This window comes from Roseixanthobacter psychrophilus (assembly GCF_043195195.1).
In the GTDB taxonomy this organism is placed as follows: Bacteria; Pseudomonadota; Alphaproteobacteria; order Rhizobiales; family Xanthobacteraceae; genus NCEH01.
On the sequence record NZ_JBAFWT010000069.1, the window covers coordinates 1 to 15769 of the forward strand.

Consider the following 15769-nt stretch of genomic DNA (forward strand, 5'->3'; position numbering starts at 1 on the left):
TTAGTGCTTGCCGGAGATCACCATCTTCGCTTCTCCTCAGCGCATAGGCGAGTCTACCCAGACGCTGGAAGGGCCTCACCCGTGCGCAACCGTCGACAAGACCTTCCATGGACTCGCAAGCTTCCGCCGCGCGGAAGAATTCGCCAGGCGACACCCGCAATCCCATTCAGCGCGGCGCGCTGGACAGTGTCGAAAGCCCGGCCTTGCCGCTAAGCGCAGTGCCGAGCCGTCAGAGCGCGGCTCCCCCATTCTTTCCTTTGTCGGCAGGCACAGCCCCCTCCGCTTTCAGCACTTCGTGCGCCGCCTTGAAGGCGTCCAGACCGGCAGGAATGCCGCAATAAACGGTGGCATGAAGGAGGATTTCCTTGATCTCATCGACGGTCACGCCGTTGGACAAGGCTCCCTTCACATGCAGCCTGAGTTCGGCCGGCTTGCCGAGCGCCGTGAGCATGGCCAGATTCAGCATCGAGCGTGTCTTGTGCTCGAGCCCTGGCCGTGTCCAGGCATAACCCCAGCACCATTCCGTGGTGATATTCTGGAAGGCCATCATAAAATCATCGGCCTTGGCGATGCTGCCATCGACATATTCGGACCCGAGCACCTTGCGGCGGACCTCGAGTCCTTTCTCGAACTGCTGCTGATCGGACATGGGCAATCCCCTTCTTTATGACGATCATTGTTCCGAACCGCCCCAGGGGCGGAACCGGCCCGTCGACGGCGTGGTTTCGAGAGTTCGTGCTTCTCCCCATCGGCGCCACGCGCCGGATGTGAACCGGCAGCGCGGCGGCCATTGGGAGGAGCGACGCAAACCAAAAAGGCGGTTGACCTAGCGGCTCACTGTTGCCTACCAGGATAGAGTATTACGCCTCATCGTCAATCTGATTAACGGATTGTCTGATCATAAAGTCTCTCGTAACGCGTGAGCTGAGCGCTGAGCGGGAGAGACCAGGTCGAACCGAGAGCGGAATACCGCTGTTCCGCGCGACCATGCCGTTCATCGCCGAAGCGCCTCTCGATGGCCTCTACGGCACCGCACCTGACCATGCGCCAATTCTCAGTCGTCATAGGCAATAGCGAGATGCTCGAGGAGCAGCGCCGGCTTGCTGGAGCCTTCAAGCTCGATCTCGACTTCCGTCGTGATTTCGGTACCGCCATGCCGTGATTGCAGGTCAAGTATTGTGAGCCACGCGCGAATGCGGGAGTCGGCGGGAACGACCTGGATAAATCTGAGCCGATTGCTCCCATAGTTCACCCTTCGCGAAACGCCCTCGATGCGGTAGAGCTGCGGTATGAAATGCGGCAGCAGCGACACTGTCAGCCAGCCATGCGCGATCGTCCTGCCGCTCGGCATCTCGCGGGCGGCCCGCTCGGTATCGACGTGAATCCACTGGTGATCGCCGGTGCAGTCGGCGAACGCATCAATTCGATCCTGCGTGATCTGCAGCCACTCTGTCGGGCCGAGCTTTCGGCCGATATGAGCGCTGAGATCCTGTGTATTGGCGACAACGAGCAACTGCCCCTCCCCTGTTTCGATGCCGGGTCACCATGTGGGCACCGACGGCCGCTTCTTGTCCTGGTGCCATCGCGAGAGAGAATTGCGCGCCAGCATCATGCCGGTGATCCAGCGACGCGTGTCGGCAGGATCGATCACATCGTCAAGCTCCAGTACCGAAGCGGCATTGAGGCCCCGGCCGCGCATGTACATCTCGTTGACGTGCCGCTCGAATTCGCGCTCGCGCTCATCCGGGTCGGCGATCGCCGCGAGTTCCTTGCGATGCGCCAGCCTGACGGCGCCCTCGAACCCCATGCCGCCGAGCTCGCCGGTCGGCCAGGCGACGCAGAAAGACGACCCGAGCAGGTGGCCGGCTGCCGTTGCCTGCGCACCAAGCCCGTAGCATTTGCGGACGATGATCGTGAATACCGGTATGTCCAGGTTCGCGCCCGCGACGAACAGGCCGCATGCCTTGCGCACCAGCGCTTCCGCCTCGGCCTCCGGCCCCACCATGAAGCCGGGCGTATCGACGAGGGCGATCAATGGCAGGTTGAATGCGTCGCATAGCTGGGCAAGCCGGGTGCCTTTCAACGAGGCGTCCGCATCCAGGGCACCGCCGAGCACAGACGAATCATTGGCGATCAGCCCCATGGGACGCCCCTCGATGCGCACCAGGGCCGTCACCAGGCTGCGGCCGAACTTCGGCCGCAGCTCGAGCACCGAACCGTCATCGCAAAGCGTGCGAATGGTCTGGCGGATGTCGAATGCCTGCTTGCGATTCTGCGGCACCGCGAAGCGGAGGGCACGTTGATCGCCGCAGGTCCAGTCCTTCAAGTCGCCCTGGAAATAGCTCAGATATTTCTTCGCTGCCGCCGTTGCTTCCCGTTCGTCCCTGGTCAGCACGTCGATGACGCCGTTGCGCTCCTGCACCGATGCGGGACCAATCTCCTCGGCCCGGAAAACCCCGAGCCCGGCTCCGTCGATCATGGCCGGCCCCGCCATGCCGAGATTGGCGTCGTCGGTGGCGATGATGACGTCGCACGACCCGAGGAGCGCGGCATTGCCGGCGAAGCAGCGGCCGGATACCACCCCGACAAGCGGCACCCTGCCGCTCAGGCGGCCCAACGCGCCGAAGATCGGGGACCCGACCGCGCCGCCGGTCAAGAGATACTTGTCCGTATCCCCGGGGCGGCCGCCGCCGCCTTCGGCGTACAGGACGAGGGGCACTTTCAGCTCGTTCGCGAGATTGAAGAGGCGGTCCTGCTTCTTGTGGGCCATGAAGCCCTGCGTGCCGGCCAATACCGTGTAGTCGTATATCGCCACCGCGCAGGACGAACGCTCAGGTCCGAAGACCTCTCCGTTGATGCGGCCGATGCCGGTGATGATGCCGTCGCCTGGTGTCGTCCGCATCAAGGTGTCGACCGGATGCCGGCTGCGCTGGGCGGCGATCGCCAGCGCGCCGAACTCAAGGAAGGTCCCTTCGTCCACGAGATCGTGCAGATTTTCCCGCGCCGTGCGCTTGCCATGCTTGCGCCGCGCCGCGACGGCCTCGGAGCGCTGCTCGTCCTCGCCGTAGGATTTCCTCAGCCGCAGCTCGGCAAGATCCTCGCGGATCGCGTCGAGGTCGAGCGGCGTCTCCTCATAGGCGACGACCTCGGTCGATTCGTCGTCCTGCGCGATGATGCAGAAGGGCGCATCGGCCGAGATCACGCTGTCGCTACGGGCAAGCACACGCACGACTTCGCCGGTCGCCGGGCTCTTCACGACCGATTGCATCTTCATCGCCTCGACGGTGGCGATCGGCTGGCCGGCCACCACGCGATCGCCCGGCCCGACCATGAGCGCCACCAGCACGCCGTTCATCGGCGAATGCACGGGCAGTTCACCCGGCCCCGCAACGTAATCCTGTGCGACCTTCGCCGGATCGGCGAGCCTCCGCGGCGTCCTGCTCTTCCGGTCCCGCGGGCGGGCGAGTTCCGCGATATGCTGGTCGATGAAGCGCGTGTGCACTTGCCCGGCGGCGAGTTCCGGCCGATCGAGCAGGTTGGCGAGGAACGACAGATTGGTCGCCACGCCGGTTACCGTGAAATCGTCCACAGCGCGTCGCGCACGCCTGAGGATCGTCTCGAAGTCCTCACTGGCAACCGTGAAGACGATCAGCTTGGCAAGCAGGGAGTCGAAGCGCGGGCTGTTGCTGTAGCCGGCATATCCGAAGCCGTCGACGCGGATACCCAGACCGGAGGGCGGCTCGTAGATGCCGATCGTACCCGAGGAGGGCACGACTTCGCCCGTCTCGTCGATGGTTTCGAGATTGACCCGGCACTGGATCGCAACGCCCTTGGGCGTGGCGGCACGCGGATCACGCAGGCCGACCTCGTCGAGGTCCGCGCCGTTGGCGATCCGGATCTGCGCTTTCACCAGATCGACGCCGAACACCTGATCGGTGATGGTGTGCTCCACCTGGACGCGCGGATTGGCTTCAATGAACAGGAACGGGCTCGACGCGGTGCCGGCATCGAGCGGCACCAGAAACTCGAAAGTGCCGAGCCCCTTATAGCCGACAGCGCCGGCCATGCGGATCGACGCGTCTGCAAGCGCCTGGCGTACCTCCTCGGCGAGCCCCGGGCACGGCGCGATCTCGATCACCTTCTGGTTGCGGCGCTGCAGACTGCATTCGCGCTCGCCGAGCGCGACGGGGGACGCGGAACCGTCACCCACGATCTGCACTTCCACGTGCCGGCAATTGCGAACCAGTTCCTCGACGTACAATGCACCGCTGCCGAAGGAAAGCAGCGCCTCTGCGGAGCAGGCGACGTAGGCTGGTTCGACTTCCTCGGCGCTCAGCACGATCCGCATGCCACGGCCGCCACCGCCCGCCAGCGCCTTGATCATCATCGCGCCGCCGGCAGGAAGGCTCGCGAAGAAGGTCTTGGCCTCCTCGATCGTCGTCGGCCCGAACGTGCCGCTGGGAAGCGGCACGGCATTGTCGCGCGCGAAAGCGCGGGCGCTGACCTTGTCGCCGAAAAGCTCCAGCGTCTCGGGCGACGGGCCTATGAAGACGATTCCTTCATCAAGGCAACGGCGCGCAAAGGTGGCGTTCTCGCTCAGAAACCCATAGCCGGGATGGATTGCCTGGCAGTTCTGCCGCTTTGCGACGGCGACCACCTCTTCTATGTCCAGATAGGCCTTGGGACCCGCTTCCCGAAGTTCCACGGCGACATCGCACTGGCTGACATGAAGCGATTCCGCGTCGTCGCGCGAATGGATGCCCACGGTCTCGATGCCGAGTTCGGCTGCCGCGCGCGCGATGCGGATAGCGATCTCGCCGCGATTGGCGATCAGCAGCCGTCGGATGGCCGGTGCGGTGGTTGCCAAGATGTTCACTCCCGCCGGGTCCACTGCCCGGTTCATGGTTCGCTTCGATTCAGGGCCGGCTCGCCCGCCGCGGCAGCATTCGCGGGGGTCATCACGCGAAGGCGCAGCAGCCGCAACGCCTTGCCGGTGCTCGTCATGTCACTTTACGGAACATGGGGTAACGCCACTCGCCGGCCGATGGAGCGAAAACCACCTCCACGCGATCGCCGATCGCCAGCGTGTCCGGATCGGTGTCGACGATGTTGGTCATCATGGTCGGACCTTCGTCCATGGTGACGAAGGCCATGACATAGGGTTCCGACGCCGCCTTCATGTGGCTGAACGAATAGAGCGTGCCGGTTCCTGCCGTGACCTGCCAGTCGAGATCATCGCTCTGGCAGAACGGGCAGATGGCGCGCGGATAGTGATGCGGCCTGTCGCAACTCCGGCAATGCCGGACGATCAGGCGCCCTTCCTTGGCGGCGGTCCAGTATTCGACCGTCTCCGGGTTGACGACCGGGTCGGGCAGCTTCGAGGGGCTCATTGCGCGCGCTCCATGATCACGGTTGCGCTGCCATGGCGCGTGGCGAGCTGGAAGCCGGTGCCATGAGCCAGCGCGAGGTCGCAGTTCGGCACCTGCACCTTCGGATGCGCCTCACCGCGCAGCTGCCGGACTGCTTCAATGATCTTGGTGATGCCACCACGATTGGCGGGATGGTTGTTGCAAAGGCCGCCACCATCGGTGTTCCAAGGCAGCTTGCCGACGCCCGAGATCAAATTGCCGTCGGCAACGAATTTTCCCCCGCTCCCCTTCGCGCAGAAGCCGAGATCCTCGAGCTGCATCAGGACGGTGATGGTGAAGCTGTCATAGACCGAGGCATATTTGATATCGGCGGGCTTGATCTTCGCCTCGGCGAACGCCGCGGGGCCGGTTCTGCTCGCGCCGGAACTCACGATGTCCGGATAGCCGGCGCTCTGATGCTTCACCGTCTCCGCCGTTCCGAGGATGTTGATGACCGGGCGGCTGAGCGAGCGGGCGATCTCCGGTCGGGTCACGATCACCGCGCCGCCACCATCCGAAACCACGCAGCAGTCGAGCCGGTGAAGCGGGGTCGAGATCATCGGCGAGGCCAGCACTTCCTCCACCGTCACGACGTTCTTGAGCATGGCGTTCGGGTTGTGCTGCGCATGATGGCTGGCGGCCACCTTGATCCAAGCAAGTTGCTCCGACGTCGTGCCATACTCATACATGTGGCGGGCAGCGCACATGCCGTAGATATTGGCGTTCACCGGGCCATACGCATATTCAAACGAGGCTTCGGGCTGGGCGAAGTTCGGTGGGCGCGGCGTGGTACCGGTGGCGACACCCTCGCTTCGCGGCCGCCCGGCCAGCGTGATCAGCGCGACGTTGCACTTGCCCATGGCAATTGCCTGGACCGCATGGCCGATATGGGCGATCGGCGAACAGCCGCCGAGCTCGGTCGAGTCCGTATGGCTGAGGGTCAGGTTGAGATACTCCACGACCGATGTCGGGCCGATGCTCGGCGCATCCCCGGCGCAGAAATAGCCGTCGACGTCGGCCATCGTCAGGCCCGCATCCTTGAGCGCGCCGATGGCGGCCTCGGCGTGCAGCTGGATGGTCGTCTTATCCGGCGCTTTCCGTGTCGGATGCTCGAAGGCACCGACGATGCAGGCGTGTACTTTCCGTGTCACAGGCGAATTCCCATTCTCGTGTTCCCCACGATTCGACGGGGATCAGGCTGATGCGAGCTTTCGGCGAGGTGCCGGCGGGCGCGCCTCCGTTCCGATGATGCCCCGCGCGGCCAGATCGGCGATTTCCACTGGCGAGAGGCCGAGCAGTTCACCCAGGACGAAGTCGTTGTCCTGCCCGAGCGTCGGCGCCACCCGCTTCAACACGTAGTGTTGCTGCCCTTCCTGGATAGGCAGAGACGAGTGCGTGAATGATCCCGCGAACGGATGCTGGGCGGTCTGCCAGAAATGACGAGCCCGCAGATGCGGATCATCCTTTATGTGGAAGGGACTACGGACCACGCCGGTTGCGACCCTGTTCGCCTGCAGGACCTCCATCGCATCCTGGGGCGAGCGGCGGGATGTCCAGGCTGATATCGCCTTCTCGATCCGTTCGGCCTGACGGTCACGCTGTTCATGATCCTGCATCGACGGATCGTCCCGCCAATCCGAACGTTCCACGGTCTCGCAGAGACGCTTCCACATGGCGTCGTCGAGGACCGAGATGAACACCCAGGCGTCAGCGCCGTCACATCGGTAGACGCCGCTCGGCGAATGGTGGGGATGCCGGTTGCCGACCCGCCCGGCGGTCTTGCCGGTGACGCCGCATTCGATGGCCCAGGGCGCCAGATGCGGGAAGAGACATTCGACCTGGGCGAGATCGACATGCTGTCCCTGACCGGTCTGGTCGCGGTGCAGCAGCGCGAGGAGGAGCGCCGCCATGCCGTTCAGCCCGGCGATCGGATCGCCATAGGCGTAGTGGATCAGCATAGGGCCTGTCGTCGCGTCGCCGGCAACCAGGGGCAGGCCGGAGGCTTGCTCCAGCGTATAGCCATAGGCGCGGGCCGCGTCGCACATCCCTTGCGGAAATGCCGCCATGGACAACATGACGAGATCGCGCTTCTCCGCGCGCAGCACCGGATAATCCAGCTTCAGCTTCGGCAGCACGTCGCGGGCGTAGTTCTCGACGACCACGTCGGCGCCGCGGACCAGCCGCTTCAGCAGTGCCACACCGTCCGGATGCGTGAGGTCGAGCGTGACGTCGATCTTGTTCCGGTTCAAAGCGGTGAAGCCGGGATTCTTCTCATACCGTTTTTCCTCGAAGAAGACCGGGCGGATGTCATTGCCGCGCCACCAGTCGGCGTAGCCGCAGGCTTCGACCTTGATCACCTGTGCGCCGAGGTCGGCGATCTGCCGCGTCACGAGCGGCCCCGCCCAACCCATCGACAGATCGACGATGCGAAGCCCTTCGAGAGGACCTGCGGGTCCACCGTAGCGGGAAAATCCCCGAATGGGGGGAGAGACACGCTCTGGGGCGCTTTCGCCGAGCAGCGGCGCTGCTCCATTGCGCAGCTGATCGCTCATGGGTAGCCGTATCGGGAGGGTAGGCGCCCGGAACGCGGCGTTGCCAATCCTCACCTCGGCAAAAGCCGACGCGAAACTTCCAGCTGGGTCGAGCAGATCGCTCATCTCCGGCACCACCGCGAAGGGAAGCCGTCGTTTCAGTGCTTCCTCGAACCACTCGGACGCCGTCCGGTTCTTCAGTTGTGGCACGTAGAGGCTATCGATTTCATCGGCGAGCCGGGCGCGGTCTGCGCCGGTTGCGTAGCGCGGATTGTCGGCATCGGGAATGCCGAACAGATCGCAGAACTCGCGCCACTGCGGAACCGTCGACACCCCGATGCCGATCCAGCCCTCCCTGGCGGGGAAGATGCCGACGGGATAGGTGTTTGGAAACCGGTTTACGCCGCAGCGTCTGCCCATCGCCGGGTCGCTTTGCGCATAATGCCATTCGGCCAGCACGATGCAGGCTTCCAGGGAACTGACGGAGAAAGACTTACCTCTCTCCTTGGTCATCAGTCCGGTCAGGCCGGCAGTGAAGCAGGTCACCGCGGCTACGATGTCGGCTTGATGGTCGCTCAGCGTCATTGGCCGTTCGACCGGCCCGACCGGCGCGATCACGCCGGCGAGCGCACGGCAGACCACGTCGGAGCCTTCGAAGTCGCGGTACGGTCCCGTCGCTCCGAACCAGCTCACGCTCACGATCGTCGCTTCCGGGTTCAATTCCCGGATCCTCGCATGCGGAAGCACGCCGTCGGCGATCACACGCGGCTCACGTGCGTCGAGGAGAACGTCGCATGTTCGGATCGCATCCAGCAGCGCGGGGGCAGGATCTTCCTGCGACAGATCGGCCACGAGGCTGGACTTGTTGGTGTTCAGCCAGGCGAACAGGGCACCCTGCATGACGCCATTGCCCGTATCGACCAGCGGTGCCTCGCGGCGCGCCGGATCGCCACCGGGTGCCTCGATCTTGACGACGTCCGCGCCAAAATCGGCAAAAAGCTTGCCCGCGTAGGCCAACGTCTGTCCGGTGCCGAGTTCGACCACCCGGCAATTGCCAAGCACCATTGTATTCATCCCATGAGAGAGGCAGCCCGACGGGCACCGCCCATTTGTGCGCGTTCAGATCGGATCCCAGGGGAACACATCCTGCGTGCGGTCCAACGGGGTGAACATCGGTCTCACGGCAGGGATCAGCTCTTCGGAAATGGATTTCGGGGTCCAGCCGTCCGCGCGGTGCATGCCCCGAACGGGCCGGTTTGCGCTTATCAGAAATATTTCGTTCATGCGGACGGCGAAGATCTGTCCGGTCACATCCTTCGCGGCATCGGACGCGAGGAACACGGTCAGCGGCGCGTTCTTGGCCGGAGTCATTCTCTTGAGCCGCTCGATGCGCATCTCCTGGTCCGGCGTCGTCGCCGGAATAGCGTGGGTCATCCGGCTCCAGGCGCTCGGCGCGATGCAATTGGACCGAACATTGTAGCGGTGCATGTCGAGCGCGATCGACTTCGACAGCCCAACAATGCCCATCTTGGCGGCCGAGTAATTCGCTTGTCCGAAATTGCCTATGAGGCCGGACGTGCTGCTCATGTGAACGAAGGCGCCGCTCTCCTGCTTGCGGAAGATTTCCGCCGCCGCGCGGCTGACGAAGAACGATCCATGCAGGTGCACATCGATGACGGCGCGCCATTCCTCCTCGTTCATCTTGTGAAAGATCGCGTCGCGCAGGATGCCGGCGTTGTTCACCACGGCGTCGAGTCTGCCGAAGTGATCCATAGCCGACTGGATGATCTTGCCGGCCGAGCTCCAGTTCGAAACGCTTTCAGCGCAAATCTCCGCTGCGCCGCCCGCCTCCTCAATGAGGCGCTTGGTTTCCTGGGCGGGGGTGGACGAGCCGCCTTCTCCGCTCAGCGAAACGCCGACATCATTGACGATGACCCGCGCACCTTCCCTGGCCATGAGGATCGCAATGTCGCGCCCGATTCCTCCGCCCGCGCCGGTGACGACGACCACCTTGTCTTCCATCATCTTGCTGGTCATTTCTGAGCCCTATTATTTACCGCCGGCATCATGAAAAAATCAAGTGTCTGCGTTATTCTTGGAACACCTCTTCCCGCTGCTGTTTGATTTTCGGGAAAAGCACGGATGCCAAAATAATTGCAGCGAATAGAAGAAATGCGAGACTCAGTGGACTTGTAATAAATGTCATCATGCTGCCATCGGAGAACAGCATGGCGCGCCGCATGTTCACTTCCATCGGTCCTCCGAGGACGAACCCGAGAAGCAAGGGCGCTGGCTCGCATCCGAGTTTTGCGAATACGTATCCGACCACACCAAACAGGGCCATGAGACCGACATCGGTTGCGTTGTTATTTAGGCTGTAGACGCCTATGCAGCAGAAGAACAGGATCGCGATGCCGAGGAGCCGATAGGGCGTCGACAGTAGGCGGATCCAAAGCCCGATCAGGGGAAGGTTTAGGACCAGCAGCATCACATTGCCGACCCACATGCTCGCGATCATGCCCCAGAAGAGGTCGGGACGTTCGACCATGACTCGCGGTCCCGGCGTGATGCCGTGCACCATCATGCCACCGATCATCATCGCCATGACCACGTTGGACGGGAGTCCGAGCGTCAGCATCGGGATGAAGGATGTCTGCGCCGCCGCGTTGTTGGCGGATTCGGGACCCGCAACCCCTTCCACGGCGCCCTTGCCGAACTCCTCCCGCCTCTTGGAAAGCTTCTTTTCAAGCGAATAGGACGCAAAGGAAGACAGCGTCGCACCGCCGCCGGGAAGAATGCCGAGGAAACCACCCAGCACAGTGCCCCGTATCGCCGCCGGAAAGGCGCGCCGGAAATCGTCGCGCGACGGCATCAGTTTGCCCAACCCCTTCGTGATGAGGTCGCGCGACTCGCTCCGGCCGATGTTGGAGATGATCTCGGCTATGCCGAACAAGCCCATCGACAGGATGACAAAATCGATACCGTCGAACAGCGAGGACATGTCGAAGGTGAAACGCTGAAGTCCCGTGGTCCGATCGGTGCCGACAATACCGAGTAGCAGGCCGAGAAAAACCATTCCGCAGGCCTTCAGGACCGAGCCGTGAGCCAGAACGATCGCCGTTACGAGGCCGAGCGCCATCAGGGAGAAGTATTCGGCCGGGCCGATATAGTTCGATATCTGGCTAAGCGGCACCGCGAGAAGCGCGATGGCCAGTGTCGCGACCGTTCCTGCGAAGAAGGAACCGAGGGCGGCAATGGCAAGGGCCGGGCCTGCCCGTCCCTTCTTCGCCATAGCGTGACCGTCGATGCAGGTAACGACCGACGACGCCTCACCTGGAAGATTGACCAGAATGGCTGTCGTCGAGCCGCCATATTGCGCGCCGTAATAGATGCCGGCGAGCATGATAAGGGCCCCCGCCGGCGGCAAATAGTATGTCGCGGGGAGCAGAAGGGCCATGGTCGCGACCGGGCCAACACCCGGCAGGACGCCGATTGCGGTTCCCACCAGAACGCCGAAAAAGCAAAATGCCAGGTTCTGCAGCGAAAGCGCGACATGGAAACCGAGCGAGAGGTTCTCGAAGGCAGTGATCAGTTCCATGGGAGCGCCTTTATCGGAATGCCGAGGCCGTAAATGAACAGGCCGATGGAGAGGCCGATCAGGATTGCGCTGAAGACGGCCAACTCCTTCGGACGGGCCTCGCGCCCTCCAAGCGCGGCAAGCGCGATCAGGCACAGCATGCTGACGGCAAGGCCGACGCGATCGATGAGGAACTGGAAGCTGAAGATCGCCAGCGTGATCATCGCCAACGCCCACGGATTCCAGCCCGCCGCCGCCGCGCCGGGCACGAAGAACGACCGCACTATGAGGACGACGCCGATCAGCATCAGCGCCCATGTCAGAAGCATGGGAAACGCGCCGCTTCCCAGCGCGCTGAAGCTCCCAAGAGGATAGTCGTACGAAATGTAACGGGCAATTCCCCCGATGAGAAAAAACATAACTCCCGAGAGAAAATCTTGCTCGCTCCAGATATTCCTAAGTCTGTTCATGTTGGTTCGCTGCATTACGCAGCCCCGTCTTTTGCAAGATGCGACGCACAACCCACCCGTTGCCGGCAGAAAGCCGGCACTAACTGTAGCGGCAGGACCGCCTCATTCGTTGGACCTGGAGACGGCGATTACTCAGGCTTGATGTTGAATTTGTCTACGAGCGTGCCGATCTTCATGCACTGCTCGGTGAACTCTTTCTTCATGCCTTCGGGCGTATCGGTCAGGGCGTTGGCACCGACGACAAGCAAGCGCGACTTGGTGTCCTGACGCTCCACCGCCTCATTCATCATCTCTGAGAACTTCTTTGTAATCTCCGGCGGAGTTCCCTTTGGCGCGAAGATCGCGATCTCGCTCTTCACGTCGAAGCCGGGCACGGCATCTGCGACCACCGGCAGTTCTGGAAAGTTCGGATGCTTCGTGTTCACGGCGAGGATGCGAATCTTACCGGCCTTGTATTGCTCAAAGCCCGAACTCTCGAAAATAAGATTGAGACGTCCCGCCAACGTGTCGGTGATCATCTCCGCCGAGTTCGCGTAGGGGACATGGACCAGGGAAATACCCGCTGCATCCATCAGCGCCACCTCGCCGAGATGCTGCGCGGTTCCGATACCCGATGATCCGACCTTGTACTTGCCGGGATTCTTCTTCGCGGCCTCCACCATCTCGCCCATCGTCTTCCACGGAGCATCCATCGGCGTCGAGAAGGCATTGAGAAGCGTGCCAAACCGGCCGACTGTCTCGTATTGGGTAATGTCGAACGGAAGCTCGCGCAGCTTCGGCATGATGCACATGGAGCTGATGACGAAGGCGCAGAATGTATAGCCATCCGGCGGCGCCTTGGCGCACGCCTCCAAGCCGACGATGCCAGAGCCGCCGGCACGATTCTCCACAATGAGTTTCGTGCCTCGGCTTATATTGATGCCGTCAAGCAATGCGCGCACCGGCAAATCGCTCGATCCGCCGGGGGGATAGGCGACGATAACCCGGACAGGGCGCTCGGGCCATTCTGCGAAAGCTGGCGATTGAGTAAGGCAGATGGCTGCCGCAATGCACCCGAATTTCGCGAACGACCTGCGTAGGTTCGAAAGCAACATGGGTTTCCTCCGTATTCTGTTTTTTTGGGCTATCAGCGCCTTTCAGCCGGCGCCCAGCAAAGCTTGTAGTCGAAAGTCTCCTATCAGACAATCCGGCAGTCACAATTTAGCAGACAATCCGACAAACTGTCGGCAATGCCCTCGCGCATTGCTGGCGCCACTACGGCATTGCGTTCGAACCCACCCCGCAACGGGAACACCACGAGTCGTCCCAAACCTCGACTGGGTGCTCACGCTCATTGCGCCGCCTCCGTCGCCTCAACCATTGCCTTCAGGTGCCGGTAGATTTCAGTGTGATCCGCATCGGATCGCAGTGCAGTCCTCGCCTGCTCCCACAACGCTGCAACCGACTGGATTTGGGGCAATGGCAGGTCGAGATGCCTGGCGAGATCGGCCGCGATGCGAAGATCCTTTGCCATCAACGCGAGCGAGAAGCCCGAGTTGAATGCCTCGCTGATGACAAACGGCTTCATCTTCACCTCGGTCGAGTTGTTGCGTCCCGTCGAGGCATTGAGCACATCTACGACCGTCTCCGGCGCCAAGCCGAAATTGCGGGCAACCAGCAGCGCCTCGCAGGCGGCGACGAGGCCGGCCGCCGAGACATAATTGTTGAGTGCCTTCATGGCATGACCGGAGCCGATCGGACCGGTGGCGAAGATTGATTTGCCCATGGCGGCGAGTATGGGTCGGGCCCGCTCGATGTCGACAGTCCGACCGCCGGCCATGATCGCAAGCGAGCCGTCGATAGCGCGCTTCACGCCCCCGGAGACCGGCGCGTCGATCAACGCGAGGTCGAGCCCCGCGAGTTCGGCCGTGAGGCTCGCCGTATCGGTGGGAACCGACGAACTCATATCGATGACGAGGGTGCCCGCGGGCAGCAACCTCGCGATGCCCTCCGCCCCGAGGAGCACCTCGCGGACGATCTTGCTGTTGGGTAACATGGTGATGACGGCGCTTGCGCCCGAGACAGCCTCGGCGGCCTTCGCGAAAGCGCTTCCTCCGGCATCTGTCAGGGTGAGCCGTGACGCCTCGACCGGATCAGCCCCCCGCACCTCGAAGCCGGCCGCGAGCACGCGCCTCGCCATCGGCAGCCCCATCTGCCCGAGACCGATCAAGGCAATTGCAGCGGGCGGCACGATGGGATCGCTCGTCATGGCGTTTATCCTCCTAACCGACCACCGCAACGTATGTCAGACGGACCGGATAGGGCAGATTCCCATCAATCAGACAATCTGTCAATCTCTACGCGCAGCTGGAGCAGCCTCCTTGGCGAGGACAGCGAGCGCCACCCTCGCCGCCCTATCGATGTGGTATCGGCATGCAGCCTCCGCCCGGTCCCCGTCATGGTCGCGGATCGCCTCATAAATCGCCTCGATCTCGGACACGCTATCAGCCAGCCGGCCTTCCTGATTCATCGATGTCACGCGCAGCAGCGTGATGCGGTTGTGCAAAGTCGTCAGCGACTGTTTCACGAAGACATTTCGGGCACCTTCGGTCAGCACAGCGTAGAACCGCGTTTTAGCGGCAACGAGCATCGAGTTGTCGCCACTCTCGGCCGCCTTGCGGAAGCCAGCGACGGCCCGACCAAGTTCCACAAGGTCGGCATCGCTTCCGCGCTCCGCGAAGCTCCGGCCAGCAAACCCTTCCAGCAATGCCCGCACCTCGTAGAGCTGGCACGCCTCCTCGTAGCTGATCGAACTCACCTCCGGCCCACGGTGCGGCACGGTCACCACGAGGCCCTCCGCCTCGAGCTGACGCAACGCCTCGCGCACCGATGTTCGGCCGACGCCGATCTGTTCGCACAACTCGCGCTCGATCAGACGCTGACCCGGCTTGAAGTGGCCAGTCGCAATGGCGGTGCGAATCCTGTCCTCGACCAGGAGGCGCAAGGTTGCAGCGTGCCGCGGAATCTGGAGATCTATGTTGCTCATGCTAAAATTTGGCATCCGTCCCGCCCTCCCGTCAATCAGGCAATCTGTCAGGAAACACGTTGTTCCTTGAAAGCCGCCGCGGGCGAGGCATGTGGCGGCAAGTGGTTTGAGATAGAGATTGGCATTCCAAGGCTTACAAAGCGGACCCTATGAAGAAGTCGAGCGTGACGTCCTTCACATAGGCCCAGGGATCGAGATCGCGCGACATGAACTCGCTGCCCTGGTCGACCCGGATGGCCCGCGGATAACCCACCTCGCGGCAGATGTGTGAATAAGCGTGGAGACGGGGCCCCGATTAGACGCGGCCTAACTCCTTAATTCAGCTCATAAACTTCAAAGATGGGATTCCCGTCGGCGCCGATCGGGACCCAAGTCGAAATAAGATTCCTGAAGTAATTTCAATGCATTGAAGCCATTAAAGGCGGGGCCCCGCTTGGGCGCTTATTCACAGTTGCCTCCTCAGCTGATCGGCGATGCCCTTCGCTCCACCCAGTTCAGCCCCATGGCATAGGCTCCCGCCATCGCGACGCATGCCCCGACCAGAACCGTCAGGGCAAGGATCGTCCAACTGATCCAGTCCGCACCGAGGATAAAGAAATTGTCGTTCCACAACCCCCAGAGCGGGATGCTGGGACGCCATAGATGAACCTCGGAAAATGCCGCTCCGACAAGCAGGCCGTTGACGATCGTCATGGCGGCCGCCCCGCGCCATCCACGCCATGCCATCGCGAGCGCGATGGCACTGGGCACATAGACGG

13 protein-coding genes and 1 pseudogene are annotated in these 15769 nt (G+C 62.6%); all 14 read right to left on the reverse strand.

Annotation, left to right across the window (positions count from 1 at the left end; genetic code table 11):
- Positions 1-229 precede the first annotated feature (229 nt).
- Entirely contained in the window at positions 230-649 is a 420-nt protein-coding gene (locus V5F77_RS27040) for a carboxymuconolactone decarboxylase family protein (protein ID WP_429008191.1), read from the reverse strand.
- A gap of 405 nt (positions 650-1054) precedes the next feature.
- Positions 1055-1513, reverse strand: a complete 459-nt coding sequence (locus V5F77_RS27045; RefSeq protein ID WP_429008192.1) for a MaoC family dehydratase — start codon at positions 1511-1513, stop codon at positions 1055-1057.
- A gap of 27 nt (positions 1514-1540) precedes the next feature.
- Positions 1541-4903 (reverse strand): acetyl-CoA carboxylase family protein, encoded by a 3363-nt coding sequence (locus V5F77_RS27050; RefSeq protein WP_429008193.1) that lies wholly within the window; start codon positions 4901-4903, stop codon positions 1541-1543.
- A gap of 97 nt (positions 4904-5000) precedes the next feature.
- On the reverse strand, positions 5001-5390 hold the full coding sequence (locus V5F77_RS27055) for a Zn-ribbon domain-containing OB-fold protein (RefSeq protein ID WP_429008194.1): 390 nt from the start codon (positions 5388-5390) through the stop codon (positions 5001-5003).
- Positions 5387-6559, reverse strand: a complete 1173-nt coding sequence (locus V5F77_RS27060; protein ID WP_429008195.1) for a thiolase domain-containing protein — start codon at positions 6557-6559, stop codon at positions 5387-5389. The genes V5F77_RS27055 and V5F77_RS27060 overlap by 4 nt, the downstream gene beginning before the upstream one ends.
- A gap of 42 nt (positions 6560-6601) precedes the next feature.
- Complete coding sequence (locus V5F77_RS27065) at positions 6602-9004, reverse strand: CaiB/BaiF CoA-transferase family protein (RefSeq protein ID WP_429008196.1); 2403 nt, start codon at positions 9002-9004, stop codon at positions 6602-6604.
- A gap of 54 nt (positions 9005-9058) precedes the next feature.
- Positions 9059-9976 carry an SDR family NAD(P)-dependent oxidoreductase gene (locus tag V5F77_RS27070; protein WP_429008197.1) on the reverse strand — a complete coding sequence of 306 codons (918 nt, stop codon included), beginning with the start codon at positions 9974-9976 and terminating at the stop codon, positions 9059-9061.
- 52 nt (positions 9977-10028) lie between these two features.
- On the reverse strand, positions 10029-11537 hold the full coding sequence (locus V5F77_RS27075) for a tripartite tricarboxylate transporter permease (RefSeq protein WP_429008198.1): 1509 nt from the start codon (positions 11535-11537) through the stop codon (positions 10029-10031).
- Complete coding sequence (locus V5F77_RS27080) at positions 11528-12001, reverse strand: tripartite tricarboxylate transporter TctB family protein (protein WP_429008199.1); 474 nt, start codon at positions 11999-12001, stop codon at positions 11528-11530. The genes V5F77_RS27075 and V5F77_RS27080 overlap by 10 nt, the downstream gene beginning before the upstream one ends.
- 113 nt (positions 12002-12114) lie before the next feature.
- The gene (locus V5F77_RS27085) at positions 12115-13080 is read right to left on the reverse strand and encodes a Bug family tripartite tricarboxylate transporter substrate binding protein (RefSeq protein ID WP_429008200.1); all 966 of its coding nucleotides are present in this window, start codon (positions 13078-13080) and stop codon (positions 12115-12117) included.
- A 236-nt stretch (positions 13081-13316) separates the two neighbouring features.
- Positions 13317-14234: an NAD(P)-dependent oxidoreductase gene (locus V5F77_RS27090; protein WP_429008201.1), complete on the reverse strand. Its 918-nt coding sequence runs from the start codon at positions 14232-14234 to the stop codon at positions 13317-13319.
- A gap of 81 nt (positions 14235-14315) precedes the next feature.
- Positions 14316-15011: a GntR family transcriptional regulator gene (locus V5F77_RS27095; RefSeq protein ID WP_429008202.1), complete on the reverse strand. Its 696-nt coding sequence runs from the start codon at positions 15009-15011 to the stop codon at positions 14316-14318.
- A 154-nt stretch (positions 15012-15165) separates the two neighbouring features.
- Positions 15166-15276, reverse strand: a pseudogene (locus V5F77_RS27100) (IS3 family transposase); the annotation flags it as partial.
- Positions 15277-15470: 194 nt separating this feature from the next.
- Positions 15471-15769 (reverse strand): hypothetical protein (locus tag V5F77_RS27105; RefSeq protein WP_429008203.1); only part of this gene is annotated, 299 nt, incomplete at its 5' end.